General features: G+C 59.2%; 26 protein-coding genes and 2 pseudogenes. 11 read left to right on the forward strand and 17 right to left on the reverse strand.

Features of this window, described 5'->3' with window-relative positions:
- Positions 1-721, reverse strand: a 721-nt coding sequence (locus JYJ84_RS09600) for a helix-turn-helix transcriptional regulator (protein WP_240201846.1), incomplete at its 3' end; no start/stop codon positions are given.
- 436 nt (positions 722-1,157) lie between these two features.
- Here JYJ84_RS09600 and JYJ84_RS09605 point away from each other — a divergent pair.
- Complete coding sequence (locus JYJ84_RS09605; protein WP_175221042.1) at positions 1,158-2,279, forward strand: histidinol-phosphate transaminase; 1,122 nt, start codon at positions 1,158-1,160, stop codon at positions 2,277-2,279.
- Positions 2,280-2,350: 71 nt separating this feature from the next.
- Here JYJ84_RS09605 and JYJ84_RS09610 read toward each other — a convergent pair whose 3' ends face one another.
- Together JYJ84_RS09610 and JYJ84_RS09615 are read right to left on the reverse strand one after the other, a co-directional pair.
- Entirely contained in the window at positions 2,351-2,602 is a 252-nt protein-coding gene (locus tag JYJ84_RS09610) for a hypothetical protein (RefSeq protein WP_174957715.1), read from the reverse strand.
- 785 nt (positions 2,603-3,387) lie between these two features.
- Complete coding sequence (locus JYJ84_RS09615; RefSeq protein ID WP_175221040.1) at positions 3,388-3,876, reverse strand: RidA family protein; 489 nt, start codon at positions 3,874-3,876, stop codon at positions 3,388-3,390.
- A gap of 279 nt (positions 3,877-4,155) precedes the next feature.
- Between JYJ84_RS09615 and JYJ84_RS09620 the strand changes: the two genes are divergently transcribed.
- The gene (locus JYJ84_RS09620) at positions 4,156-4,455 is read left to right on the forward strand and encodes an H-NS family nucleoid-associated regulatory protein (RefSeq protein WP_122949982.1); all 300 of its coding nucleotides are present in this window, start codon (positions 4,156-4,158) and stop codon (positions 4,453-4,455) included.
- 162 nt (positions 4,456-4,617) lie between these two features.
- On the opposite strand, the gene JYJ84_RS09625 is transcribed toward JYJ84_RS09620, so the two are convergent.
- Together JYJ84_RS09625 and JYJ84_RS09630 are read right to left on the reverse strand one after the other, a co-directional pair.
- Positions 4,618-4,950, reverse strand: a complete 333-nt coding sequence (locus tag JYJ84_RS09625; protein ID WP_175221038.1) for a cupin domain-containing protein — start codon at positions 4,948-4,950, stop codon at positions 4,618-4,620.
- Positions 4,951-5,173: 223 nt separating this feature from the next.
- On the reverse strand, positions 5,174-5,770 hold the full coding sequence (locus JYJ84_RS09630) for a nucleotidyltransferase domain-containing protein (protein WP_175221035.1): 597 nt from the start codon (positions 5,768-5,770) through the stop codon (positions 5,174-5,176).
- Positions 5,771-6,481: 711 nt separating this feature from the next.
- On the opposite strand from JYJ84_RS09630, the gene JYJ84_RS09635 reads away from it, so the two are divergent.
- From JYJ84_RS09635 to JYJ84_RS09645, 3 genes are all read left to right on the forward strand, one after another.
- Positions 6,482-7,048: a TetR/AcrR family transcriptional regulator gene (locus JYJ84_RS09635; protein ID WP_175221033.1), complete on the forward strand. Its 567-nt coding sequence runs from the start codon at positions 6,482-6,484 to the stop codon at positions 7,046-7,048.
- A gap of 99 nt (positions 7,049-7,147) precedes the next feature.
- On the forward strand, positions 7,148-7,456 hold the full coding sequence (locus tag JYJ84_RS09640) for a helix-turn-helix domain-containing protein (RefSeq protein WP_175221031.1): 309 nt from the start codon (positions 7,148-7,150) through the stop codon (positions 7,454-7,456).
- 23 nt (positions 7,457-7,479) lie between these two features.
- Complete coding sequence (locus JYJ84_RS09645) at positions 7,480-7,707, forward strand: cupin domain-containing protein (RefSeq protein ID WP_175221029.1); 228 nt, start codon at positions 7,480-7,482, stop codon at positions 7,705-7,707.
- 149 nt (positions 7,708-7,856) lie between these two features.
- On the opposite strand, the gene JYJ84_RS09650 is transcribed toward JYJ84_RS09645, so the two are convergent.
- The gene (locus JYJ84_RS09650; RefSeq protein WP_174957708.1) at positions 7,857-9,023 is read right to left on the reverse strand and encodes a porin; all 1,167 of its coding nucleotides are present in this window, start codon (positions 9,021-9,023) and stop codon (positions 7,857-7,859) included.
- 602 nt (positions 9,024-9,625) lie between these two features.
- Positions 9,626-10,033 (reverse strand): hypothetical protein, encoded by a 408-nt coding sequence (locus tag JYJ84_RS37650; RefSeq protein ID WP_236027354.1) that lies wholly within the window; start codon positions 10,031-10,033, stop codon positions 9,626-9,628.
- 391 nt (positions 10,034-10,424) lie between these two features.
- On the opposite strand from JYJ84_RS37650, the gene JYJ84_RS09660 reads away from it, so the two are divergent.
- Both JYJ84_RS09660 and JYJ84_RS09665 read left to right on the forward strand, forming a co-directional pair.
- On the forward strand, positions 10,425-11,489 hold the full coding sequence (locus JYJ84_RS09660) for a methylenetetrahydrofolate reductase (protein WP_205183187.1): 1,065 nt from the start codon (positions 10,425-10,427) through the stop codon (positions 11,487-11,489).
- A 51-nt stretch (positions 11,490-11,540) separates the two neighbouring features.
- Positions 11,541-11,879, forward strand: coding sequence for a methylenetetrahydrofolate reductase C-terminal domain-containing protein (locus tag JYJ84_RS09665; protein ID WP_205183183.1), 339 nt, complete (start codon positions 11,541-11,543; stop codon positions 11,877-11,879).
- Between the two features lie 222 nt (positions 11,880-12,101).
- On the opposite strand, the gene JYJ84_RS09670 is transcribed toward JYJ84_RS09665, so the two are convergent.
- Positions 12,102-12,611: a flavin reductase family protein gene (locus JYJ84_RS09670; protein WP_175221027.1), complete on the reverse strand. Its 510-nt coding sequence runs from the start codon at positions 12,609-12,611 to the stop codon at positions 12,102-12,104.
- A gap of 291 nt (positions 12,612-12,902) precedes the next feature.
- Between JYJ84_RS09670 and JYJ84_RS09675 the strand changes: the two genes are divergently transcribed.
- A complete protein-coding gene (locus JYJ84_RS09675) occupies positions 12,903-13,070 on the forward strand; it encodes a hypothetical protein (RefSeq protein ID WP_175221025.1) in 168 nt (55 codons plus the stop codon).
- Positions 13,071-13,132: 62 nt separating this feature from the next.
- Here the strand turns inward: JYJ84_RS09675 and JYJ84_RS09680 are convergent, their stop codons facing one another.
- From JYJ84_RS09680 to JYJ84_RS37655, 5 genes and pseudogenes are all read right to left on the reverse strand, one after another.
- Positions 13,133-14,161 carry a methionine synthase gene (locus JYJ84_RS09680; RefSeq protein ID WP_174957705.1) on the reverse strand — a complete coding sequence of 343 codons (1,029 nt, stop codon included), beginning with the start codon at positions 14,159-14,161 and terminating at the stop codon, positions 13,133-13,135.
- 27 nt (positions 14,162-14,188) lie between these two features.
- The gene (locus JYJ84_RS09685; RefSeq protein ID WP_175221023.1) at positions 14,189-15,172 is read right to left on the reverse strand and encodes a DUF1852 domain-containing protein; all 984 of its coding nucleotides are present in this window, start codon (positions 15,170-15,172) and stop codon (positions 14,189-14,191) included.
- Between the two features lie 486 nt (positions 15,173-15,658).
- Positions 15,659-15,865 carry a hypothetical protein gene (locus tag JYJ84_RS09690; protein WP_175221021.1) on the reverse strand — a complete coding sequence of 69 codons (207 nt, stop codon included), beginning with the start codon at positions 15,863-15,865 and terminating at the stop codon, positions 15,659-15,661.
- A 36-nt stretch (positions 15,866-15,901) separates the two neighbouring features.
- Positions 15,902-16,573 (reverse strand): epoxyqueuosine reductase QueH, encoded by a 672-nt coding sequence (locus tag JYJ84_RS09695; RefSeq protein ID WP_175221018.1) that lies wholly within the window; start codon positions 16,571-16,573, stop codon positions 15,902-15,904.
- 125 nt (positions 16,574-16,698) lie between these two features.
- Positions 16,699-16,824, reverse strand: a pseudogene (locus JYJ84_RS37655) (LysR family transcriptional regulator); the annotation flags it as partial.
- A 36-nt stretch (positions 16,825-16,860) separates the two neighbouring features.
- Here JYJ84_RS37655 and JYJ84_RS37660 point away from each other — a divergent pair.
- Positions 16,861-17,037, forward strand: a pseudogene (locus JYJ84_RS37660) (IS30 family transposase); the annotation flags it as partial.
- Between the two features lie 36 nt (positions 17,038-17,073).
- Here the strand turns inward: JYJ84_RS37660 and JYJ84_RS09700 are convergent.
- On the reverse strand, positions 17,074-17,967 hold the full coding sequence (locus JYJ84_RS09700; RefSeq protein ID WP_175221016.1) for a LysR family transcriptional regulator: 894 nt from the start codon (positions 17,965-17,967) through the stop codon (positions 17,074-17,076).
- Between the two features lie 106 nt (positions 17,968-18,073).
- Here JYJ84_RS09700 and JYJ84_RS09705 point away from each other — a divergent pair, with 106 nt between their 5' ends.
- Positions 18,074-18,682, forward strand: a complete 609-nt coding sequence (locus JYJ84_RS09705) for a short chain dehydrogenase (protein WP_175221014.1) — start codon at positions 18,074-18,076, stop codon at positions 18,680-18,682.
- 390 nt (positions 18,683-19,072) lie between these two features.
- Here JYJ84_RS09705 and JYJ84_RS09710 read toward each other — a convergent pair whose 3' ends face one another.
- A complete protein-coding gene (locus JYJ84_RS09710) occupies positions 19,073-20,155 on the reverse strand; it encodes a porin (protein ID WP_374102096.1) in 1,083 nt (360 codons plus the stop codon).
- 376 nt (positions 20,156-20,531) lie between these two features.
- Complete coding sequence (locus tag JYJ84_RS09715; RefSeq protein ID WP_236027356.1) at positions 20,532-21,245, reverse strand: hypothetical protein; 714 nt, start codon at positions 21,243-21,245, stop codon at positions 20,532-20,534.
- A 236-nt stretch (positions 21,246-21,481) separates the two neighbouring features.
- On the opposite strand from JYJ84_RS09715, the gene JYJ84_RS09720 reads away from it, so the two are divergent.
- The gene (locus JYJ84_RS09720; protein ID WP_226215501.1) at positions 21,482-22,018 is read left to right on the forward strand and encodes a TetR/AcrR family transcriptional regulator; all 537 of its coding nucleotides are present in this window, start codon (positions 21,482-21,484) and stop codon (positions 22,016-22,018) included.
- A gap of 135 nt (positions 22,019-22,153) precedes the next feature.
- On the opposite strand, the gene JYJ84_RS09725 is transcribed toward JYJ84_RS09720, so the two are convergent.
- On the reverse strand, positions 22,154-22,391 hold a 238-nt coding region (locus JYJ84_RS09725), incomplete at its 5' end, for a hypothetical protein (RefSeq protein ID WP_205189173.1).

The following is a 22,391-nucleotide window of genomic DNA, read 5'->3' on the forward strand; positions in this document are numbered from 1 at the left end:
GCCTCCAGTGCGCATCGTCGATGCAGCCTTCCGGCGCGAATCGCCCGTTCACGACCCGCAGCGCCGGCTCCGCCGCGATCAGTTGATCGGCCGCGTGATTTGTATAGCGCAGTTCGCGCTGCGCGCCGAGCAGGAACACCGGCACCGGAATCGCGTCGAGCGCCGATTCGGCGGCGGCCACGCGCGCCTCGAGCTCGCCGATCCGCGCCTGGATCTGCAGCGCGCGGCTGATGTGCGTTCCCATGCTTTCGATCGCACGGCGCTGATCGTCGGAAAGGCCTTGCGATTCGGGGCCGCTCTGGACGCTGAGGAATGCACCGGAACCTTCGTTGCGATGGATGTACAGGCCCGAGATGCTGCCTAGCCCGTAAGGGTGAAGGAATTCCTGATAGAACGCGCTGTGCGCGCGCTGCTGCGCAGGCAGGTGCTTGACGTCCTCGAACCAGCGGCCCGCCGGCCAGTTGCCGGCGACCGGCACGACCGGGTCGTACCGATAGAACTCGGTGTTATAGGTGTGGTAACACGCGGCGACCCATGACGCGTCGTCGCCCGCTGCCTGCTCGATCGCCGGCACCCTCGCCGCGTCGTCGAAAGACAGCAGCGTGACCATGCGCACGCCGACCCACGAGCGCAGCCCGTCCAGCACCGTTTCCCATCGTTGATCGCCCAGTGCCGCAGCGTAGACGTCATCGATCCATGCCGATGGAATCAATCCGTTCATTGGCATCTGGCCACCCCGCGCCGTGCGTTTTTGTCGAACGTCTTTCTTCTGCGCATCTTAGTCAATCGGCGCCAACGTTTGAATCACTCGTTCGCGTTTGATCGAAATACCACGTTTGTTACCGTTTATCGTCAGACTTAATCGCCGTTTTTCCGGCATTCCCCATGCCATTGCATCGGGCGCGCGGTGCCGCCTGCTTTTCATCCGGATCAGGGTATGCCATGATGCGGCGCATGACGATTCGAAACACCACGACCTCGCTGCACCATCACCACGGACGCCCTTCGTTGCGCCGTGGCTCGTTTCGCATCTAGCAATTGCATCGGGTAAATGCCCGATCAAGACGACAACCAAGGCGCCTCCGGCGCCTTTTTTGTTTTCTGCCGCCTTAAAAACCTGCTGCGCCGATCAATCGATACCGTACGGAGTGTTTTCAATGCAACCACCCTGGAAAGCCGTTGCCCTGTCGGATTTACCGCTTCGCGAGGATCTCAAGTTGCAGCACGCGTACGGGGCGCCGCAGCTCGATGTGCCGGTGTGCCTGAACGTCAACGAGAATCCGTATCCGCCGTCGCCCGCGCTCGTCGAGCGCATCGCGACCGCGGTGGCCGACGCCGCGCGCGCGGCGAACCGCTATCCCGATCGCGACTTTGCCGAACTGCGATCGCATCTGGGTGCGTACCTGACGCACGACACCGGCGTGACGATCGACGCATCGCGCGTCTGGGCGGCCAACGGCTCGAATGAAGTGATCCAGCAGATTCTGCAGGCATTCGGCGGCCCGGGGCGCTCGGCGCTGGTCTTTACGCCCGCGTATCCGATGTATGACGAATACTGCCGCACGACGTTCACGCGCCTGCATACGTTGCCGCGCACCGAGGATTTCGCGCTGGATCTGGATCAGGCGCTCGACCGGATCCGCGCGCACCAGCCGAGCGTGGTGCTACTGACGTCGCCGAACAACCCGACCGGAACCGCGCTGCCGATCGACGATATCCGCGCGATACTCGACGTCGCGCCGGGCGTGGTGGTCGTCGACGAAGCTTATGCGGAGTTCCGGCGTCACGGCGTCCCCAGCGCGGCGACGCTGTTGCCGAACCATCCGCGGCTCGTGGTCACCCGCACGTTGAGCAAGGCGTTCAAGTTCGCGGGCGGCCGCGTCGGGTATTGCGCGTGCGCGCCTGCGATCGTCGAAGCGCTGAAGCTGGTTCGATTGCCCTATCACCTGTCCGCCTTCACCCAGGCGGCGGCCTGCGCGGCGCTGGTCGCGCGTGACGAGATGTTGTCGCAGGTCGAGACGATCAAGGCCGAGCGCGATTCGACCGTCGGCTGGCTGCGTGGCCTGGGCCTCACGGTGGCCGATTCCGATGCCAACTTCGTGATGTTCGGCGAGTTTGCGGACCGGCACCGGATCTGGAGCGGACTCCTGCGCCACGGCGTCCTGATTCGCGAGTCGGGCCCGCCGGCGTATCTTCGCGTGTCCATCGGCACCGCCGCGGAGATGGCCGCGTTCCGTGCGGCCCTGCTTGACGTGATGGCGCCCGCATCACCTGGATAAGCGACCGGCCATCCGGTCGACGACGCGATGGCTCGATGGCGCGCGTGCCGGCGCCGTATCCGACGATGTACTTACTTCATCGTCGCGAACCGCATTTCCATCGCGTCGATCTTCGCGAGCACCGCTTCGCTGAGCTTTCTGACGTGGCGCGGCACGTCGGGCGCCGACAGCAGCTCCTCGATTCGCCCGCGCCAGTAGCTCGGATGCCGCACACGCCCCGCGCCCGACATCGACACATCGTCGGCGTATGCCTCGCTGTCCAGGAGAGCGACCATTCTCTGAATGTGAGAGAGCTCTCGTTCTGCATAGTCTCGTGCCAGCATATTGATTGAAATTCCCCGAAATACGACAGCAGGCCTTCCGTCATCAACGCGCCATCGTGTTGCGATGCAAACGACTCACCGCACACGTCGAACGTCATCGTACGCAGAAGCTGTGTCAGTCAACCTCGCGGGCATGGGTTGAGTTCGACACGGAATGGCGGGCCCGTCCATTTGTTCTGATGACATCCGGCCCCGATGCCCTGCGGTCAATCGTAGGCTTATCGTCGGGCAATGGCATCTCCCAAAATGGGGATGCCGGTTGATATTGGTGGGGAGGTGGTTTCCGGTAATTGCGGGGAGTCGGGAATAGTCCGGCAGACATGCGGTTGCCGGCCGGTGACAAATTCGCGATCGGCTGACGACTTGAAAGGCGCGCAGCTGGCGCACCGCCGCCGGGCAGACCGGAGGCGAGGATCGACTGCGTGCCCGGGCGCAGTGCACCGCCCCATGCGCAACGACTACGGATGCGAACAAGCAGCGCCGTGTGCCGCATGCGTCGGCCACGGTAACGTACGCGCTCTGCTCGATGAGCCAGCACGCGAGATCGCCTCGACACGGGTCGAACGTCAGCGCGGCCCACCTGCCCAATCCGACGCGCGCATTCATGTCGCAGGTATCGAACAGCACCTGAAGCTTTGCGAGATCCTTTTCGCCGAGCGGCGCTTCGAATTCCCTCGGCGGCAATTTCTTTTTTCGGCATCGCGGGGCTCCGCCGCCAATGCCAATGCATCGGTTTCCCGAGTGCTTCGCGGAACTACGCATCCGCGACATGCCGCCCACGGAAGTCAATTACCGGTATCGCCGTGCTTCAGCCCGAAAATGAAATCCGCTTCAACCGATGCGCCCTTGGGCAATTGCAGCACGCCGACCGACGTACGCGTATGAATACCGGCGTCCCCAAGCACCGCGTACAAAATGTCCGATGCGCCGTCGGCAATTTCACTTTGCATCGTGAAGCCGGGCGCGCTTCGCACATACACGGTGATGCGTGGCACCGTCGCTATCGCGTCGAGCGTGCCACAGTGCTTTCTGATCAGCGAGAGCGCACGCAGCGCCGATACGGCGGCGGCCCGACGGCCTTCGTCGAGCGAAACGGATTCCCCCACCACGCCCACGAAATGCACCGCTTCGCCGATCCGCGGAATCTGGCCGGCAATGTAGGCCGTGCGCCCATCGACGAGAACAGGCGTGTACTTTCCGCCGATCCTGATTTCCTCGTCCGGATCGAATCCGAATTCGGCCGCGATCTGTATCAGCTTATCGTCTCTGTTCATTAGTGAATTCCCCGATACTTCATAAAAATGTAAAGACCCATTAAGTCTCGGCTGCTTGTTTTCGAGAAATAAACCTGCCGCGAACGGTCAAAACGACGTGCCGTTGTCGATAAAAGTTTCCGGGTAATCCTCTACGTGCTCGTCAATGTGACACACTTTTCAGGTGTTCGAAGCAGTCCTGCATCACCGATTGAAGACAAAACACGTAGTCGGTGAGAATTTCCACGAATTTTCCCGTTGAAACCGCTATCATGTGTGTACTCAACCTGAAGAGCGATCATGGCGACTTACAAGGAACTGAAAGCCCAAATGGATGCTTTGGCCGAGAAAGCCGAAGCTGCACGTGCCGCGGAATTCCAGGCGATCGTCGACGACATCCGCACCAAAGTGGCGGAATTCGGCATTACCGAAAAGGACATTTTCGGTGCGCGTCGCGGTCGTCCGGCCAAGCAAGCGGCCGCCCCCGTGCAGGCAAAGTATCGCGACCCGAAGACCGGGGCAACCTGGTCGGGCCGCGGTCGCGCACCTGCATGGATCAAGGACGCGAAGAATCGTAATCGATTCCTGATCCAGGAATAAGATTCTCGACGCACACCGGCGCGCGGTTTAGCGCGCCGTCCTGCTATTTGGGCATCGATACCGGCGGTATTCAAAGACCGCGCCGGGTTGATGAAGCTTTGTCTCATTCGGCGCGCGGCGGCATGCTGCGCGCCCGATCGCTTGCCGCCCGATATTCCCCGGTCAACGTTCGTAATAAATCGCAAGCCAGACGGTTTGCGTTTCTTCGTGCGTCCACGCGACGCGATGGCGGCAATGCGGCTCGATCAGCACGTAATCGCCGGGATGCATTTCGTGGCGCACCGGGCCTTCTTCGAATTCAAGCACGGCTGCGCCCGACAGCAGTACGACCCACTCGGCGCGTGAGTCGTCATACCAGAAGCCGTCTGGGCTCGTGTGGCCCATCGAAACGATCCGCTCTACGTTTAGACGCTGCCCCGTGACGAGGAGGTCGATTCGCTCGTCGTCGCCGTGCTGACCTTCAGCGGTGAACAGGTTACCGGTTTGCAGTTGCATGGCGCGACCTCGTCGTTGACATTCAAAGGATGGGGCGAGTTTGAAGGTAACGGGGAATGCTCACTGTCGTCCAGTGGCCGCCAACTCGGCGGACTTGTTTCGCCGCGAAGGACATGGCGGAACACCGAGGTCCGTAGTCGACCGAGGACAGCGTAGATCGAAATCGCGTCAAGCCCCGCTGCAAACATGACGACGATCCGTCAACCAAGACAACGACTCGCCATTACAACGCCTGCGCCCATTCGTTGCCGGGATGGAGAACGTCGAGGCATTCTTTCAACCACGCGCGTTCGACAGCCGGCAGTTTCGGTAATGCTCTGTCGAAATCCTGTCGATCTTTCGGGCGCCGATCCCGGGCCTTGAACAGCAGTACGGCCGATGGATTCAGATAGGGAATGCCGTCGGCTGTTTTCATCACCATTTCGGCGCGCGGTCGTTTGAACGACGGATCTCGCTTGTAGGCCCACCATTCATTCGTTCCCGGCTCGATCATCATATCAATCCGCCAGCTTTCAGCCGCACAGTCGAATCCCCAGAATTGCATGATCCCTGACGGGGCATCCTGATTTTCCGGCAGCTTGTCGAGCACTCCGGCGTGCGCGGTGTAGAACGCCAGATCACCGAACGCTCGGCGGAAGGTGCCAAAGTCTTCCCGCAATACGGTGAATTCCAGATCGTCGTGTTCACGCGTCTGGGCGCCATGCCAAAGATCGAGGGCCCATCCGCCGACGACACACCAGGGCAAATGGATCGCGTTCAATCGTCGAGCAAGCTCGGATGGATGCCAGGCGTTCCACGCATCCTGGTCAGGGATAGTCATTTGAGTACGCATTCTTTTGAAGTGATTTACGCTGAACAATGCTCACCGGGATCGTTAGCGAACGTCGCAATGCATTGGTGCCTCGCTGCGATATCAATGGGCATGACGGCAAACAAACTGCCGCAGATCATCGTCAGTTTCGCATGCCTGGAAAAAGCGAACCTCGAGCCGATGCGGCAGGACGAAATCGGCCGGTTGTGATCAATCGATCCAGCGCAGTCCGAGACATTCGACCATCCCTTTCGGCGCCCAAGAGTCATTCGATCGCGTACCGCGGCGAATGTTTTATCACGGAGATCGGAACGAGAGCGTGATGCGAAATCACGCTCTTTCTGTCAGGGACTGTGCACCGGGCCCGCCTCGCTCACTGCTTGCGACGAGGAAGAGCAAGCGACCGACGGTGTGCATCACCCAGTGCTCGCTCGCTGACAACACCGCCCAAGGCGCTTGAAGAACGCTCTATCTCCTGTCGACGGCCCTGGAGATGAAACCAACTGGCGACTCGTGCCATGTAGCAGTCTCCACGCGTGTCGTCCGCCAGCTTGAAAATTTTAAACTGTCGCAAGTAAGCCAGAATACGTTGCATATAGTCACTTTTCACGGATCTTGAGCGTTGATTCCGGGAGGATGGACTTGCCACGGCACCGTATACAGACAGATCTGTATACTCCTGCTAAAGTGCGCGCCTGGCGTGTGAAACGGAGCAGCGTGATGAGCGCAAAGAGACAGGCTGTTGTCGACACGGCCACCCGACTATTTTCGGAATTCGGGTATCAGGCAGTGGGTGTCGACAGGATCATTGCAGAGTCGTCAGTGTCCAAAATGACGATGTACAAGTACTTCCCGTCGAAAGACGATTTGATCGTAGAGGTGCTTCGTCAACGCCAACGGGTTACCTTCGACGACCTTGTCGCCTATGCGAACGCACGCAGCGACCCCACAGCGCGAATCGATGCCATCTTCGATTGGCATGATCTGTGGATTAACGGCCCTCTGTTCTACGGCTGCATGTTTATCAATGCGGCAACTGAACATCCTGAAGCTGACTCGGAGATTGCCAAAGCCTCAGCCATGCAGAAAGTGCATCTGCGCACTTTCTTCGAACAGTTATTGAAGCCGCTGACTGGCGAAAATCGGGCTCCGGTCTACGCGAGCAAGCTGATGATTTTGATCGATGGTGCCATCGTCGCCGCTCAAGTCTACGGCAACAAGAACGCGGCAATAGAGGCGCGAGATGTCGCCAGGATGCTTCTGTCGGAAGCTGGCAAATCTGCTTGATGTCGAACCCGGCATGAGCCCTCGCACGCGATCGGGGCGAATGGTGATACGAGCGATTGAGCGCAGCCTTTCCAGGTCGGATGAATCCTCTTTCCAGTCATGCCCAAGCAAAGACCTGTAACACCTGAGAACGTTCGCCTCGGGAGCAAGATTCGAAACCTCCGCAAGCGGCTAGACAAGACGCTTGAAGACGTAGCCACTGCGTCCGGACTCTCGAAGGGATACATGTCCCAAGTCGAGCGAGGCTATGCCTCCCCATCGTTGTCCTCTCTCACCCGCATCGCTACGGCGCTCGGTGTTGCGGTCGATTATTTTTTAACCCGCTGGGTAACGATCTATCAATTTCGCATGCCGAATCAAGAACGTTTTTCAGCACGTCGGAATCACCCAACTGCTTTTCCCGTCTAACTGGCTATCGTGGCCCCGGTGAGATGGAAGCGGTATTGATTCGAACACCGCCGGGAGCGCGATGTATCGAATCGCCAACGTCAGCAGAACAACTGATATACGTTCTGAAAGGCGAGATCAAACTGACCCTGGATGGCAACGAATTTCCGCTACGGGAAAGCGATTTCGTGCAGTACAAGACGACGGCCCAGCACAGCGTCGAGAACATGGCACAAGCCGAGACCACCTTGCTCTGGATTGGAACGCCTTGACGCTCGCCGATTCGAACCAGCGCGCGATTGACTACGCATGCAGGACGGATTCGTCCGCATCGCAAGATTCATTTATGCCTGCCGCCTCATAGCGGAATGCTTCGTTGCCGGAGTAGTGCGCCCACTACTCCGGACTTTCGAGCCTGCGATCAGAAGCCGTGGTACATGCCGATGTTGACCTGAACCTGGTTACCGCCCGATGCGGTGTTGCCGAAGTCAGCAACCGAAGCCTGAGCGCCCTGAGCGTGAACGTAGCCACCCATGGCGTACAGCGCGGTGCTCTTCGACAGCGAGTACGTTGCACCCAGCGACACCTGGTTGATCGACGCCATCGTGCGACCTTCGGCAGCCAGCTTCGGCGTGGCCGCGGAACCGTAGACGTACGTATACCCGGTCGCCAGCGCCAGCGCCGGGGTCACCTGGTACTGCAGGAGGGCACCCAGTACGTTGAAGTGGATCGACGGCTGGCCAGCATTACCTTGGTACTGAGCGTTCGAGTAGCGCAAGCCAGCCGTGTACGGACCAATCTGGTATTGAGTCGCGATTTGCGCGATGCCCGCGCTCTTGAACGCATTGCCGCCGTTGTAACCCGAGCTCGGATAGCCCAGCGCGCCACCGAAACTCGGTTGCGCCGTTGCGTTCATCCACCCGTTCTCACCCTGGTTTGCCGCATGGAAGTAGCCGCCGGCGACCGTCAGGCCACCTTGCGCGTAGTTCGCAGCCACCGACCACGATTGCCCCGAACCCATCGCACCGGCAACGCCGCCGAACGAATACGCGCCTTCCGCCTGGAAGCCGTGGATGACCGGCGAAATGTACTTCACGGCGCTGTTCTGGTTCGTCGTGTTGTCGTTGTTGTCCACGTCGCCCGGGGTCGAGAATGTCGACGCCGAAATGGCGTCGCCCGTCAGGACTTGAACCATTTCCGTCACGGCGTCGAGCTGGCGACCCAGGCGCACGGTACCGTACTGATCGGAAGCGAGGGAGACGTAAGCCTGCCGGTTGAACAACGAACGCGAGGAACCAATAGGCCCCTGGCCGCCTATGCCACCTGTACCAATGTTGAAACCGTTTTCGATCTTGAAGATCGCCTTGAGTCCGCCGCCGAGGTCTTCCGTCCCCCTGAGGCCCCACTTGTTCGAACCTGCGGCACCGCCATCGAGGCCGAACCGCTTGTGGCCATTGATGTTCGAGGTGTAGCCGATACCTGCATCGAGCATGCCATACAGGGTGATCGACGACTGTGCCATTGCTGCCGACGATGCGGCGAAGGCGGCAACAGCGATAACGCTGACGTTGAATTTCTTGTTTTTCATCTGTATTTCACTGTCAGGAGTGGTTTCGGGATTGTTTGAAACGGGTTTTGTTGTATTCGAATGCAGATGACGGCGCACGGCCTGCGCGTCGTCTCAAGGTGCAACGGCCGGTGTCATATTCGACAAATCGGCATATTCAATCCAATCATTTCGTTATCCTCACAATTTTCTACGGAGAGGTGCCACACGTGTCCACCCATCCGGCACTCCCCCGATTAGAACCGTCGCGGCGCCCCCTACCTGGACGAAACCCGCTCCGTTGCCTCCGTTGTCGCTCCAGCTATACGGCACCGTGGATTGATCGCGTGCCGAATCTCCTGCATGCAGCACAAGCACCTTGCCTTCCAGTTCCAGCGCCGCTTCGTCGTCGATCGCGCAAAGGCACTCGCCCCCGCGTGGTGACTTTCGAGTGTGCCTTGCCTGCGGGCAGGCTCACGAGGATCCACTCGAACCGACCTCCACCCGCCGTATTGGTGATCCGGGCGAACAGATGTACCCAATCCGCGAAGCCAAAAAACTCGAGCGGATCACCGCGCTTGGCCGAACGTTCCTCCGATCGCATGTCGAAGCAGTACTGCGTCGTTACGCTCAACGCTCGCGCACTACCCGCAAGCGAGGGCGGCGATGACGAAGCCGGAACACACTTCACCTGCTCCCCAAATCGATCTGGATATAACGGCCACCATTACAGGCTGATTGAGCATCCAGTTCAGCCGCTGGTAACCTGGGTGAACCTTTCCACTGAGCACCAACGCAGCCGGGTCGCGCTTTGCAAGTGCAAAAACCATATCAGGAACATAAATCGTCGTCAAAATTAGTTTGATATAAGTTAATCTCGTTTGATAACCTGGCACTGCACCGGGATTTCCCCTATAGGAACTGGCACCGAGGCAAAGTATTGGCGAGATCCGCGCCTCGGTTTTGGCGGATCGTGACTGTTTTTTGTTGCCGGGCTTTTGGGAAAGCGCTAACAGAGCGCCCATACACTGAGGTGGATGCAGGCCCTCCATCGGGAGCCAGTCGGTTCAATGGATCGCACCTGCTGACCGGTCTCCTGTTGCTGATGGTGCGGGTTCCCCGCTACGCAGGCACTGGCCGTCGGCTTTGCCATCGGTGTGCTGCTCAATATGGCGATGACTGGCCTGTACACGTTGGCATCTCGACGCTATCCTGTAGCAGCTCGAACCCGTCGAGCCGGGTTTCTGCCTGGTACGCGCATGAAGGCGCGATGCTGTCGCCAACCGTTGCCGATTGGCTGCTGAACGCAAATCGGGCGCCCCGCGCAATTGTTCTTCTTTCATGCCGCCAGCCTGCTGCCGGCTAACGTCGCAGTCGTTGCTCTGCTATCGCCACGAGGCCGCGGCAACGACGCCCCGCTGATCTACAAGGTATCGAGCTGTCTTGAGTTCGTTGAAACAGGCGCTGAACGAAGGACGCTTCGTCTGCGTGCTAGAGGTCGTTCCTCAACAGTCCCCTTCGCGCTTGACCGCGTTTGAGCAAATCGTGCAACGCGGGCACTTGGCAGGCTGGCCGTTACTGCCCTCCTTCGCCGATCGTGTCGGCCTGCACTCGGACATGAGCCCGCTGGAAGGCGCTGCGGCATTGGGAAATCCGGCGTCGTCCTTGCTGCACTTTTCCGGCAAGGATCGGGAGCGTGCAGACTTGTTGCTCCAAATGGAGTCGATGAAGGCACGTGGTCTGGAGCAGTTGTTGCTGCTCAGTGGTGATCGCTTGCCAGGCCACCATCCCGGGCAGGCACCCGTGCGCTATCTGGAGTCGGTGCCCGCGCTGCAGATTGCTCGCGAGCAATGCCCGGACTGGCTGTTGGGCGCTGCGTTGAACCCGTTCAAATACCGCGAAGAAGAAGGCGGCGCACAGTATCTGAAGGCGCAGAAAAAACTTTTGGCCGGTGCCGATTTCTTTACCCTGCAACTGGGTTTCGATGCCGCCAAGCATGTTGAAGCCCAGACCTGGATGCGCGCTCAGGTACGCATGAAACCCATGCTGGCCTGTGTGATGAGGCTGACCGACAAGCGCGCGGCCGCTCTGCAGGCCGTACCCGGCGTCGTCATCACCGAATCCATGCGCGCGTTGTTGGGCAGGGAGCAGCAGGTATCGCAGGCCTATGCCAGTGCACGAAGCCCCGAGCGTCTGGCCCTGCAGATAGTGGGCCTGCAGCTGATGGGCTATGCCGGTGCTCATGTGTCCGGGTTGCATACGCTGGATGAACTGCTTTCGCTGGAGCAGGCGATCACCGAGCAGCGGGACAGCGTGACCTCACTGACCGAGTGGGACGAACGATGGCGTGCAAGCTGGCAGATGCCTGGGGTGCCCCAGGTATGCTTCGCTCCCGAAACCGATGCGTGGGAAATGGGGCAATCCGATGTCACCGCCACCCGCCGGGAGCGCCTGCGACACACGCTGCTCTCTACCGCACATAGCCAGCTCTTCGGTGGCACGGGATAGCTCAGCAGAGCGTTTGGCTGGAGCGTGACGCGGCCGATGTGGAAGGGCGGCATGGCCGCGGATGCGCTACATGCTGTCGAACGGACGGTCAAACGGCCGCTGGTCGGCTGCGATACCTGCGGCCGTTGCCGGTTGCAGGACACCCTCTACGTATGCCCCGAGACATGCCCCAAAGGCCTGGCGAACGGCCCCTGTGGCGGAACCCGGCTCAATCGTTGCGAATTTGGCGACCGGGAGTGCGTGCACAGCGTCAAATACCGGATTGCCAAATCGGCCAATCAGTTAGCGGTACTGGCGCAGACGTTGATTCCTTGCATCGAGGCCGGCAACCGGCACCGCAGCTCCTGGCCTGAATGGTTCGAGCCGGAAGATTCGACGCCGGAACGCTGAATCGAACCCCAGGACATGATGGCTGGCCAAGCACCCATGGCCCCCGCCGAGTCGCGCGGACTGACAATCAACGCAGCCGGAATAGCAAGCGTGATCGCCACCTCGGCCCACCCTTCGATGGATTGATGCCGTGCCACTCCGGCTCCGGTGCCGAGCGTATTCACCGAGATGGTCAGGCGCTCAATTGATTGACATGTAAAAGAGGGCCACGGAAGTCAGCGCTCAAACCGCGTCATGCGCGGCGATGTTGCGATATTGCCCTTTGAAATACAGCAATGGCTGCGTAGCAGCAGCTTCTTGCACGTCTAACGCTTTCACTTCACCAATCACGATCAGGTGATCACCCGCGGCGTGTTCGGCGTAGATTTCGCAATCCAGCCAGTGAAGGCTGCCGGCAATGATCGGGTTACCCAGCGGCGACGCTCGCCATTCGACTCCGTGCCACTTGTCCGTGCCTCGTCGAGCGAATTGGTTGGAGATCCCGACTTGCTCGTCTGACAGGATATTGACCACGAATCGACCTGCCTGGCGAATTCCAGGATAGCTGGCGGAACGGGACATGACGCTGAACGACACCAGCGGCGGGCTCATCGATACGCTATAGAACGACTGGCAAGTAAAGCCAATCGGCTCGCCATCAACGTGTGATGCAATGACCGTGATACCGGATGCGTAATGCCCGAGCGCTTCGCGAAAGCTCAACGGCTCTATGGCAGTGCTGGAAAGAGACATGGTAGAGACTGAATACTGGGTGCGGCTCGAAAATGCCAAGGAAGGCCTGAAGTAGTCAGGTCATTTTGGCTGACTGCATCGGTTGTCCATTTTGCAAGTGGCCCATCGATCACAATCAACCCAATCGCCCACTCGCTTCTCCGCGTCTGGCCGTCGCGAGCAGCACTCGGCGACAATTTTGCGCATAACTGGCGCACCGCTTCGGTACCGACCGGCACATATCGGCGTGCCGCTTGTCCATGAACTCACTCGGCATTCGTGCCGATGTGTGCCGTCGTACTGAAGCAGTACGTGCAGGCAACCATCCCCCGGCGTTACCTGATCGGCTTCGATCGTCAACAACTGCATGCGGGCTTGCTGGTGCTCGTTGGCTTGATCGGAATCGAAACAGGCCTTTGCTTCATCTTTACTCGGGAAATCCGGGCGGCGTATTCCACCCGATCCAGGGAGCCCGCCTGAGGCTTTCCCTGAAATCCACACCAACGTCAATTCCCCGAGCCCCCTTCCGACTATGGCTCGAACTAGTTCGAGATTTCTCGTCGGACGATTTCCGCGCCCGCACTCAAAGCACTCAGCTTGCCTCGTGCTACTGCACGAGACAAGGGAGCCATGCCGCAGTTGGTACACGGATAGAGCTTGTCAGCATCGACAAACTGAAGTGCCTTTCGCAAGGTGCTGGCGACTTCCTCGGGCGTTTCAACGGTATCCGTTGCCACATCGATCGCCCCTACCATCACCTTCTTACCGCGAATGAGTTCGATCAGATCCATTGGAACGCGGGAGTTGTGACACTCCAGCGAAACCATGTCGATACTGGATTTTTGCAGCTTGGGAAAGGCTTCTTCGTATTGCCGCCACTCCGACCCCAGCGTCTTTTTCCAGTCCGTATTGGCTTTGATGCCATAGCCATAGCAAATATGCACGGCAGTCTCACACTTGAGACCTTCGATTGCCCGTTCCAGGGTCGCAACGCCCCAATCATTCACCTCATCAAAGAAGACATTGAATGCGGGCTCGTCAAATTGAATGATATCGACGCCGGCGGCCTCCAACTCCTTGGCTTCCTGGTTCAGGATCTTGGCGAACTCCCAAGCCAGTTTTTCGCGACTTTTATAATGATCGTCATAAAGCGTATCGATCATGGTCATGGGGCCTGGCAGCGCCCATTTTATGGGTTGCGTGGTTTGCTGGCGCAGAAACCTGGCATCTTCAACAAAAACCGGCTTTTGTCGAGCCACAGCACCCACGACCGTCGGCACGCTTGCATCATAGCGATCGCGAATTCTAACGGTCTTGCGATGCTCAAAATCAACGCCGCTGAGGTGCTCGATAAACGTAGTCACGAAATGCTGGCGCGTTTGCTCGCCGTCACTGACGATATCGATGCCTGCATGTTGCTGCTCTTGCAACGACAAGCGCAAAGCATCTTGCTTGCCCTCGATCAGCCCCTCATCCTGCAATTTCCAGGGTGACCAAAGTGTCTCGGGTTGTGCAAGCCAAGAGGGTTTAGGCAGACTGCCAGCAGTTGAAGTAGGCAACAATTTCTTCACAATAGATGACCTTGTGTTTTCGATTAATCAAAGCGCGTAGTTAGCGGACCACTGCTCGAGAACAGCGTGGTGCGGTTTGATGAAGTGCTCTTCGACAAACTTTCCCTGCTCGATCGCCAGCCGGCTGCGTTCTTCCCGATCGTAAACAATTCGAGTCAACGAAAAATCCTCGTTATTCAAACTTGGCTGATAGGATTTTCCTGCCGCAGAATTCGCGTTGTAAATCTCGGGCCGGTAAATTTTCTGGAACGTATCCATCGTGCTGATGGTACCGATAAGCTCGAGATCACTGTAATCGCCAAGCAAATCGCCGGAAAAATAGAACGCCAAAGGCGCGACACTATTCGGCGGCATGAAATAACGAACCTTCAACCCCATTTTATTGAAGTATTCGTCAGTCAGAGAGTATTCGTCCTGCAGGTATTCAATGCCCAACACCGGATGCTGATTTGCGGTCCGATGATAAGTCTTGCTGCTCGAGACACTCAGGCAGATAACAGGTTGCTTTTTGAAGTTGGCCTTGTAGGCACTCGAGTTCACGAAGCATTTGAACAGCTTCCCGTGCAGATCCCCAAAATTCTCCGGGGTGCTGAATTCGGCCTGATTCCTGGTGTGCTCCAGCAATAGAACGCTGAAATCGTAATCTCGCACGTAAGACGAGAAATTATTCCCGACAATGCCCTCGATGTGCTCGCCGGTTTTTTGATCGACAATATTCGTTTTCAATATTTCAATCAACGGAAGGGCGGCGCCACTGCTTTCACCATCCATGCTCATTTCAACGGAAATGATTTCAAGCTTGACCGCATAGCGATCGCCCTCAGGATTATCCCAATGCGCCAGCGCATTGAAACGATTGTCAATCATCCGGAAGGTGTTGCGCAGGTTCTCTTGACGACTCGTCCCTCTGGCCAGGTTGGCAAAGTTGGTCGTGATACGCGTACTGTCTGACGGCCGATAGTCTTCATCGAAGCAAATTCGCTTGATGGCAAATGTAAAATCTTGACTCATGTTGATCTGACACCCTGATTTCCGAGATGAAGCCTGAATTCATCCCCTGGTTTTTCAATGCTTTCCGATTTTATTTCCTGGCTCTTGCTCAGAAATCTTTGAGATATCGGCATTCAAGACTAATTTTATGTCGAGCCATCCATGAATAAAAGTGAATATATTTCATCAAACCATTAATCATGTTCATGGTCCCGGGTGCAGGGTGGCCCGCTCGCCGACTCGCTCGTTTCGCACCTTCGCCACCCGATGAAGGCCGGTACGCGGTCATACGACGCTTCATGCCCCAACGCTCTCGAGTCCAGGTGCATCTGCGTCAGGGGCCTTCCTTGCGGGGTTTGACCGCCCGGCGCTCAGCCAGGCAGAAAGCCTGATGGCGCAGTCATGGAACGAGCCTGGCGAATGCCTTGCGCGACAAGCGGGTTCGCTTGCTTCGGATCGAAGCGAATGGCGAACCGCGAAATGACGCGCGCGTGAAAGCGGCGTCCCTCACTGCGGGGCCAAGGAACGACGAATGGTATGGCCGAAAGCCGGTTCGACCGTGTGCTGAATCGCAGCAGATAAGGGGCGCAGGTCGGTTTCGAGTCGCTTCCGATGCGCCGGCGGAATGCCAAGCGCCTGCGCCATGGCGATCTGTGACTTGCGTCGGACGACACGCAGCGTGACCAGGGTGTTGCGCGAGAACGGGATCTTCAAGCCGTTCCGCTTGTTGATCCGGGAACGGAGGCGAACTCAGGATTCGATTGCGGACTCGTCGTCGCCGTAGAACTTCACGCCCAGCTGAATGCGTTCCCGGCCGCTTTCCACGCGATGCCGATTGGTGTCGCGTAGCGAGTAGACGCAGCCGCAATATTCTTGCTGGTAGAAGTTTTCTCGCTTGCTGATCTCGATCATGCGCGCCGAGCCGCCGCCTTTGCGCCAGTTGTATTCCCAGTACAGCATGTCGGGATAGTGCGAGGCCGCGCGCACACCGCAATCGTTGATCTGTTGCATGTTCTTCCACCGCGAGATGCCCAATGAACTGGTGATGACAGGGAAGCCGTGTTCATGGGCATGCAATGCCGTGCGCTCGAAACGCATATCGAAGCACATGGTGCAGCGGATGCCGCGCTCCGGTTCGTTTTCCATTCCCTTGGCGCGCTCGAACCAGTTGTCACGGTCGTAGTCGGCATCGATAAATGGAATACCGAATTTCTCTGCAAACCGGATATTTTCCTGCTTGCGCAGTTCGTATTCCTTCAGCGGATGGATATTCGGGTTGTAGAAGAAGATCGTGAAGTCGATGCCGGACGCCTGCATGGCTTCCATGACTTCGCCCGAGCAAGGCGCGCAGCAGGAATGAAGCAGCACTTTCTTGTGCCCGCCTGGTAACGCCAATGGCGTGCGTTCGATTGTGGATGCCATGAGAAGTCTCGATGAAATACGCCCGCGTTCGCCGGACTGCGGAACCTAGAATTATGGTCGCCGGCCAAGGGAAATAAAAATGGAGATATTTCATGTTCCCATGAACGACGTTCATGGATCCCGCCAGGCCTTTTCGCTTGTTCGATAAATGCACGCAGGTAATCGATACCCCCGTCCGCCTCGCGAGCACCCTGAAAGATGTGTTTGGCAATGCCGTTCTCGCCCAGCCGTACCGGCACCACATCGAACCGGAATTTCTGTTTTACGTCTACGCCCGCATCCGGGCACGCGGCACGAACGAAAACACGAACGGGCTGCCGGGACAGCCCCTCCCGAAAGGAACCGATCTCTCTGCCTGCTCGCAAGCCAGGCTCAACGCCATTGCCAGACGGCGCAACGAACGTCCACGCAAGACACTCAACCTCGATACACCGGCTGAACGGCGCCATCAAGCTGTTGCATCGTCCGGTGGAATCCACCGTCGACTACGCCCCCACCCGCTAGGACGCCTCCCGCGCCGCCACATGCTCAAGCAAATGCGCGACAAAGCGCGTCAGCTTCGGCAATGGCCGCCGATCATGCCGATACACGACATGAATCGGATGGGGCTCGGGCAAGTAGGCTTGCAACACCGGCACCAGCGCGCCACTCGCCAGATCGTGTGCCACCAGCACTTCAGGCTGCAACAACAACCCCGCACCCGCGATAGCCGCCATGCGCAGGCCATGACCATCGTCGCACGTAAAGACCGGATCCTTCGAAACCTGCGGCCCATCCCAGCCTTTGAGCTTCCACCCGTTACGGCCATTCCACACCGAGTGAGACAGGCAGTGATGCGTGCCCAGGTCCTGCGGCGTCTCCGGACGCCCATGCCGCGCGAGGTAACCGGGCGACGCACAGATCACCATCCGATACATGGCCAGCGGCTTCGCGATCAGATCGACATCGCCCAGCTCCCCAATACGAATCGCCAGATCGAACCCCTCGTCAACCAGGTCGACGACGCGATTGCTCAACGCCAGCTCGATGCGCACGAGCGGGTACATCTGCTGGAAAGTCGCCGCCAAAGGCGCGATGACACAGGACCCGAAGGTAATCGGCGCACTGATCCGCAACGTGCCGGACGGCGATGCGCGCAACCGTTCGACCGACGTCTCGGCGATGCGCACATGTTCAAGCGCACGCCGGGCATCTTCGTAGAACACGCGCCCCGCATCCGTCAGGCTTTGCCGTCGCGTGGTGCGCTCCAGCATGCGCGCACCGAGGCGCTCCTCGAGTTCGCGCACATACTTGCCGACCATGACCGCCGATATGCCAAGCCGCTGCGCCGCCTCGGTGAAGTTGCCGCCTTCCACGACGGCAACGAAGGTTTCCATTGAACGCAGCTTGTCCATATTCCGAACTGGCGATTAGTAGTGTCGGAAATTAGAGCATATTTATCCCAATATTGGTTCGATGAACAATGGCTGCTCCAACCTGAAATCGAGAAGGAGTGGCTCCATGAAGATCGTTGTAATCGGCGCCGGTGGCGACGTAGGCCGTGCCGTGGCGGATGAGCTCGCGCGTGACGGAAAACACCACATCATTCGCGTGGGTCGCACGTCGGGTGACCATCAGGTCGACATCGCCCGTGACGAGAGCGTGAGCGCGCTGTTCGGAAAGATCGGGCAAGTCGACGCGATCATCGTGGCCGCGGGCAATGTCATCCTGGCTCCGATCGAAAAGATGACGGCGGCCGAATTCCACAAGGGATTGCAGGACAAGCTGCTGAGTCAGGTGCGCGTCGCACTGGTTGGCCAGCACGCCCTGTCCGATGGCGGGTCGATCACGCTGACCTCGGGCATCGCGGTCGATGATCCGATTGCGCAAGGTGCCAACGCCGCAACGTCGAATGCCGGGATTGAAGGCTTCGTGCGCGCTGCCGCATGCGATTTTCCACGCGGTATCCGGATCAATGCCGTGAGCCCGACCATGCTGACGGAATCCATCGACCGGTTCGGTCCGTTTTTCCCCGGCTGTGAGAGCGCGCCGGCGGCACGCGTGGCAATGGCCTATCGACGCAGCGTGGAGGGGGTGCATAGCGGTCGCGTCTATCGGGTGGGTCACTGACGTAGACGGCTCGTGGCGCTTCGCGCTGCGTCTCAACCGATGGGTAAGCAGACATTGTGGGGGGCCGTAACTTCCAGCGTGGTGATCTGCCGGGAAGCGACACCATCTCTGGCCCGTCAGCGGGTGAAGCCGATGTGTTGACCGAACGCGCTGCAGGCGTTGCGCCACCCGTGAACAGCGGCAACGGTGAAAGCCGCGCTTTCCGCAACCGGCCACTGAGACAATGCGACGATCACGTGCGCGGTTCTCGCACGTTGAAGCGCACCGTCAGTGGACTCGCGGTGTCCGCGCACCTTGCCTGAACGCCACGTGATGCCAGGACGCATTCGTGACATCGCCGCCAGCGTGATCGACTGGCGGCGATGTCACGGCATGTGTTTTCCGGACACGCTAGAAGAGGTGACGAACACCCGCGACGATGCCCACACTGCTGCCGGTTGGCTCATACAGCGCGCCATTCACCGTGAATCCGGTATGCATCAGCCCGTGGTTGTTCACACAGGCCGCGGCGCCATACAAGGTCGTGCGTTTCGACAGAAAGTAGTCCAGTCCGGCAGACGCCAGCAAAGAATGGTTCGCAGCGTCGTTGCTGTCCCGCATGTACCAAACGCCCACATCGGCGGACAGTGCCGGCGTGATCAGATATTCGCCCCCCGCCGAGTACACTTTCTCGTTGAAGGAGCCAGCGATCTTGTAGCTTGTGTACGATCCCTTGAGTGTTGCGCCACCCCAGCGATAGCTCGCGCCGAGCGTTCGACCGCTGAATTCGATCGTCGATGGAAATGGCGTCGACACGCTGGCTGACCCGCCGGGGTTTCCACTGAAGAGGGCCGCGTTCACGACCAGGTCTTTCCATTCGTATCGCACGCGAGCCGCATATTGGCGCCCTTTCTGAAATCCCTTCGGGTCGCCGCCCAGCGCAAGCAAGGCACTCGCCTGTATGCCGGCGATTGTCGGGCTCGTATATGACACGGCATTGGCGACGAAAATGCCGGTCGCAAAAAAATTGCCCATGTAAATGCCTGCCTGACTCCCGAAGAACGACGCATGCCGCGCGTCCGTGTCGACGATCGCGAGTCCGAACGGCGAGTACTGCTGGCCAGCCTTGATGGTGCCGAAGTTTCCGGAGAGCCCCACGAACGCTTGCCGTCCGAAGAGATTCCCGTTCGAGTTGCCCAGCGCCCCATTGTTCGTGGTGAAACCGCTTTCCAGTGTGAAGATCGCCTTTGTACCGGCGCCCAGATCCTCGGTACCGGTGATGCCGAAGAGAGAACCCGAAATCCCGCCATCCGTTGCCGATACCTGATGCGGGCCGCTCGTCCCCCTTCCAGCGTCGAAGGTACGGCTCACGTACATGACGCCGGAGTCCACGACACCGTACAGTGTGACGTTGCTTTGCGCATGCACTTCTGACGGCAGGCCCACTACTGCGATCGAGAGAGGGATCAGCAGCATTGGACGGAATGCTTGCATCTTGCTCATGCTTTAATGTCTCCTCCATTCATGCAGGACTACAAAATAATTGACTAACCATTGGCTCCCGCGCGACGCTCGATGTATTGCGATCAAATGAGGTCGGACTGGCAACCGCTTCGGCTGGCGTCCCCCGCGTGCTGCCAGGCATGCACGCCGACCGTCGGTCGTTCTCGACCTGCGGCGGATCCGGAACAGATGTCCGTCGCGACGCTGCTGGGGAATCGAATCGCTAATGGGTCGCGCATCGGCCGCGATCGGTTCACGGCATTCATGTCGCGGCGAGGCGGGGGCCTGTTTCCGCTGCTTTCCGATGCGTCACACGCGCGGCTCGCGCCGCACTTGCCCCTTCGGCGTGCGCGAACGGATGGGGCGGTCAGGTATTCACCGAAAGCGCCAACGGCATCAAGTCGTTGGCTTGCGTCCGCGAGAGAACGTATAGCTCAAACCAGTTGCACCACTCGACCATCAAGTGGTCCGAGTGGCCATGAACGAGCGCTTCCGGCGCGGTCGATGGCCAAAAAATCTCCAGCCGCGCATCGAAGCCAGGAAGCGTATCCCTGAACTGGTGCAGCAAGTAACCCACGGTCACGCCATCGGGCGTCTCGACTCGGCCCATCATGCGATGCGGCATATCGGGGGCCAGCTCGATCGGGATCCCGCTCCAGTCATCCAGATGACGGAGCTTCAAGAGGGCCGGCGACTTTGTATGGCCGGGTACTTCGAGAATGCCCACTCGCCCGTCCGGGAGCGGTAGCGCACCGAGATGCTCGGGGTGAGCACGGAGCATGGCAGGGCTGTTCGATCCGCCATAACCCTCCCAGAACCAACTGATGAACTCCGCGCTGGTTCCCACCGAGACGTGCGCTTCGGCAACTGACGAACTGAAGCGACCTTGTGCACGCAGCGACCAATCCTTCTCGTTCGATTCGTGCTCCGCGATCTCCTTCGCGAACAGGCTGACCATGCCGTCTGCCCCGAGTTTCTCCATCAACAAGGCCATCATGTGGCGAGCCCTTTTTACCTCCATTCTGAGGATGTGCTCGCTGGCCACCTCCGTACCGGACTTGAAAAACGTCACTGCTTTCACTTGAACCTCCATAGCGTGGGTGAACGAGTTGCTATGTTTCCCGACTCGCCCCACTAACGCAAGTAAACTTGCGTTAGTGTTTACCGCATGCCTGCCGACCGTCGCCCGTCGTCGAGAGCGGACGGCCGTGGCAAAGCGGGCCGTCGCCGAACGATGTGTAAAATCCGCTCATGCCAAAGTCAGCCGAACAAGAATCGCCGTCGCCACGTCGCCGCCTTGGCGGTCGCAGCGCACGCGTGCGCGAAGCCGTGGTCGCCGCCACGATTGCCCAATTGCAGGCATCGGGTTTCGAGGGGCTCAACATCGGCGCCATCGCCGCGCTAGCGGGCGTGCATGAGAGTTCGATCTATCGCCGCTGGAAGAGCAAGGAAGGGCTGATGATGGAGGCCGTCTTCGAGCTTTTCGCCGAGCACATCGCGATACCCGATCGGGGCTCGCTGCAGGCGGATCTCGTCGCGCTGCTGTCGGCAACCGTGCGCTACTTGCAAACGGGCGTCGGCAGGTCCGCGATTCAGTTTGTGCTGGCCACTTACAACGATGCGGCCGTGACGAGTGAACTGCACCGGCTTTGGACGAACCGCTTTGCGGCGGTTCAACAGGTGTTCGATCGCGCCGCACAAGCGGGCGAGTGGCCGCAGGGGGCAGATCCGATGCCCCTGCTGCATTGCCTGATCGGCGCCGTTTATCTACGCACCCTGATCCTGCACGAGCGCGTCACGACCGATCAGATTCGAGAACTGACACGTTGGATGCTTCGCGAGCGGAATGCCTGAGCATCGGGCACTCACCAAGGCCCGAGCATCCGGTTCAGGCGAGCGCGCGGCGACACGCCGTCCGGTTGGATCGCGCGGGACTTGACCGCCGAAGGTTCAGCAACGGACACGTAACGCCGAAGCCGACCGCAGAGGTCACGCAGCATTGAATCGCGAATCGGGTCGTCTACCGTCCTCGCGCAGCACGCAAAACGGTGAACCGACGTCACGCAGGCCGGACAACTGTCGAGCCACCACGGGCGCGCCTTGGTCGGCGTTCGACCTGACGATCATTTCCGCCAAGCATCCGTCGGCAAACATGCCCGTGCAGATGCCCGTCTTGCCCCGGTCGCCGGCATCGATGCGGCCCTGAGCCGCGTGATGGTCGAGGGCC

It is taken from the genome of Burkholderia sp. LMG 13014 (genome assembly GCF_905232215.1).
Lineage (GTDB): Bacteria > Pseudomonadota > Gammaproteobacteria > Burkholderiales > Burkholderiaceae > Burkholderia.

What these genes read in the sequence shown, in the direction of transcription:
- JYJ84_RS09635 (WP_175221033.1), top strand. Translation starts at nt 6,482, where the DNA reads ATGAGCGCAAAGAGACAGGCTGTTGTCGACACGGCCACCCGACTATTT.
- JYJ84_RS37650 (WP_236027354.1), bottom strand. Translation starts at nt 10,033, where the DNA reads ATGGAGGGCCTGCATCCACCTCAGTGTATGGGCGCTCTGTTAGCGCTT.
- JYJ84_RS09640 (WP_175221031.1), top strand. Translation starts at nt 7,148, where the DNA reads ATGCCCAAGCAAAGACCTGTAACACCTGAGAACGTTCGCCTCGGGAGC.
- JYJ84_RS09695 (WP_175221018.1), bottom strand. Translation starts at nt 16,573, where the DNA reads ATGGCATCCACAATCGAACGCACGCCATTGGCGTTACCAGGCGGGCAC.
- JYJ84_RS09685 (WP_175221023.1), bottom strand. Translation starts at nt 15,172, where the DNA reads ATGAGTCAAGATTTTACATTTGCCATCAAGCGAATTTGCTTCGATGAA.
- JYJ84_RS09670 (WP_175221027.1), bottom strand. Translation starts at nt 12,611, where the DNA reads ATGTCTCTTTCCAGCACTGCCATAGAGCCGTTGAGCTTTCGCGAAGCG.
- JYJ84_RS09710 (WP_374102096.1), bottom strand. Translation starts at nt 20,155, where the DNA reads ATGCAAGCATTCCGTCCAATGCTGCTGATCCCTCTCTCGATCGCAGTA.
- JYJ84_RS09705 (WP_175221014.1), top strand. Translation starts at nt 18,074, where the DNA reads ATGAAGATCGTTGTAATCGGCGCCGGTGGCGACGTAGGCCGTGCCGTG.
- JYJ84_RS09630 (WP_175221035.1), bottom strand. Translation starts at nt 5,770, where the DNA reads ATGACTATCCCTGACCAGGATGCGTGGAACGCCTGGCATCCATCCGAG.
- JYJ84_RS09645 (WP_175221029.1), top strand. Translation starts at nt 7,480, where the DNA reads ATGGAAGCGGTATTGATTCGAACACCGCCGGGAGCGCGATGTATCGAA.
- JYJ84_RS09700 (WP_175221016.1), bottom strand. Translation starts at nt 17,967, where the DNA reads ATGGACAAGCTGCGTTCAATGGAAACCTTCGTTGCCGTCGTGGAAGGC.
- JYJ84_RS09650 (WP_174957708.1), bottom strand. Translation starts at nt 9,023, where the DNA reads ATGAAAAACAAGAAATTCAACGTCAGCGTTATCGCTGTTGCCGCCTTC.
- JYJ84_RS09620 (WP_122949982.1), top strand. Translation starts at nt 4,156, where the DNA reads ATGGCGACTTACAAGGAACTGAAAGCCCAAATGGATGCTTTGGCCGAG.
- JYJ84_RS09615 (WP_175221040.1), bottom strand. Translation starts at nt 3,876, where the DNA reads ATGAACAGAGACGATAAGCTGATACAGATCGCGGCCGAATTCGGATTC.
- JYJ84_RS09605 (WP_175221042.1), top strand. Translation starts at nt 1,158, where the DNA reads ATGCAACCACCCTGGAAAGCCGTTGCCCTGTCGGATTTACCGCTTCGC.
- JYJ84_RS09665 (WP_205183183.1), top strand. Translation starts at nt 11,541, where the DNA reads ATGGCCGCGGATGCGCTACATGCTGTCGAACGGACGGTCAAACGGCCG.
- JYJ84_RS09610 (WP_174957715.1), bottom strand. Translation starts at nt 2,602, where the DNA reads ATGCTGGCACGAGACTATGCAGAACGAGAGCTCTCTCACATTCAGAGA.
- JYJ84_RS09625 (WP_175221038.1), bottom strand. Translation starts at nt 4,950, where the DNA reads ATGCAACTGCAAACCGGTAACCTGTTCACCGCTGAAGGTCAGCACGGC.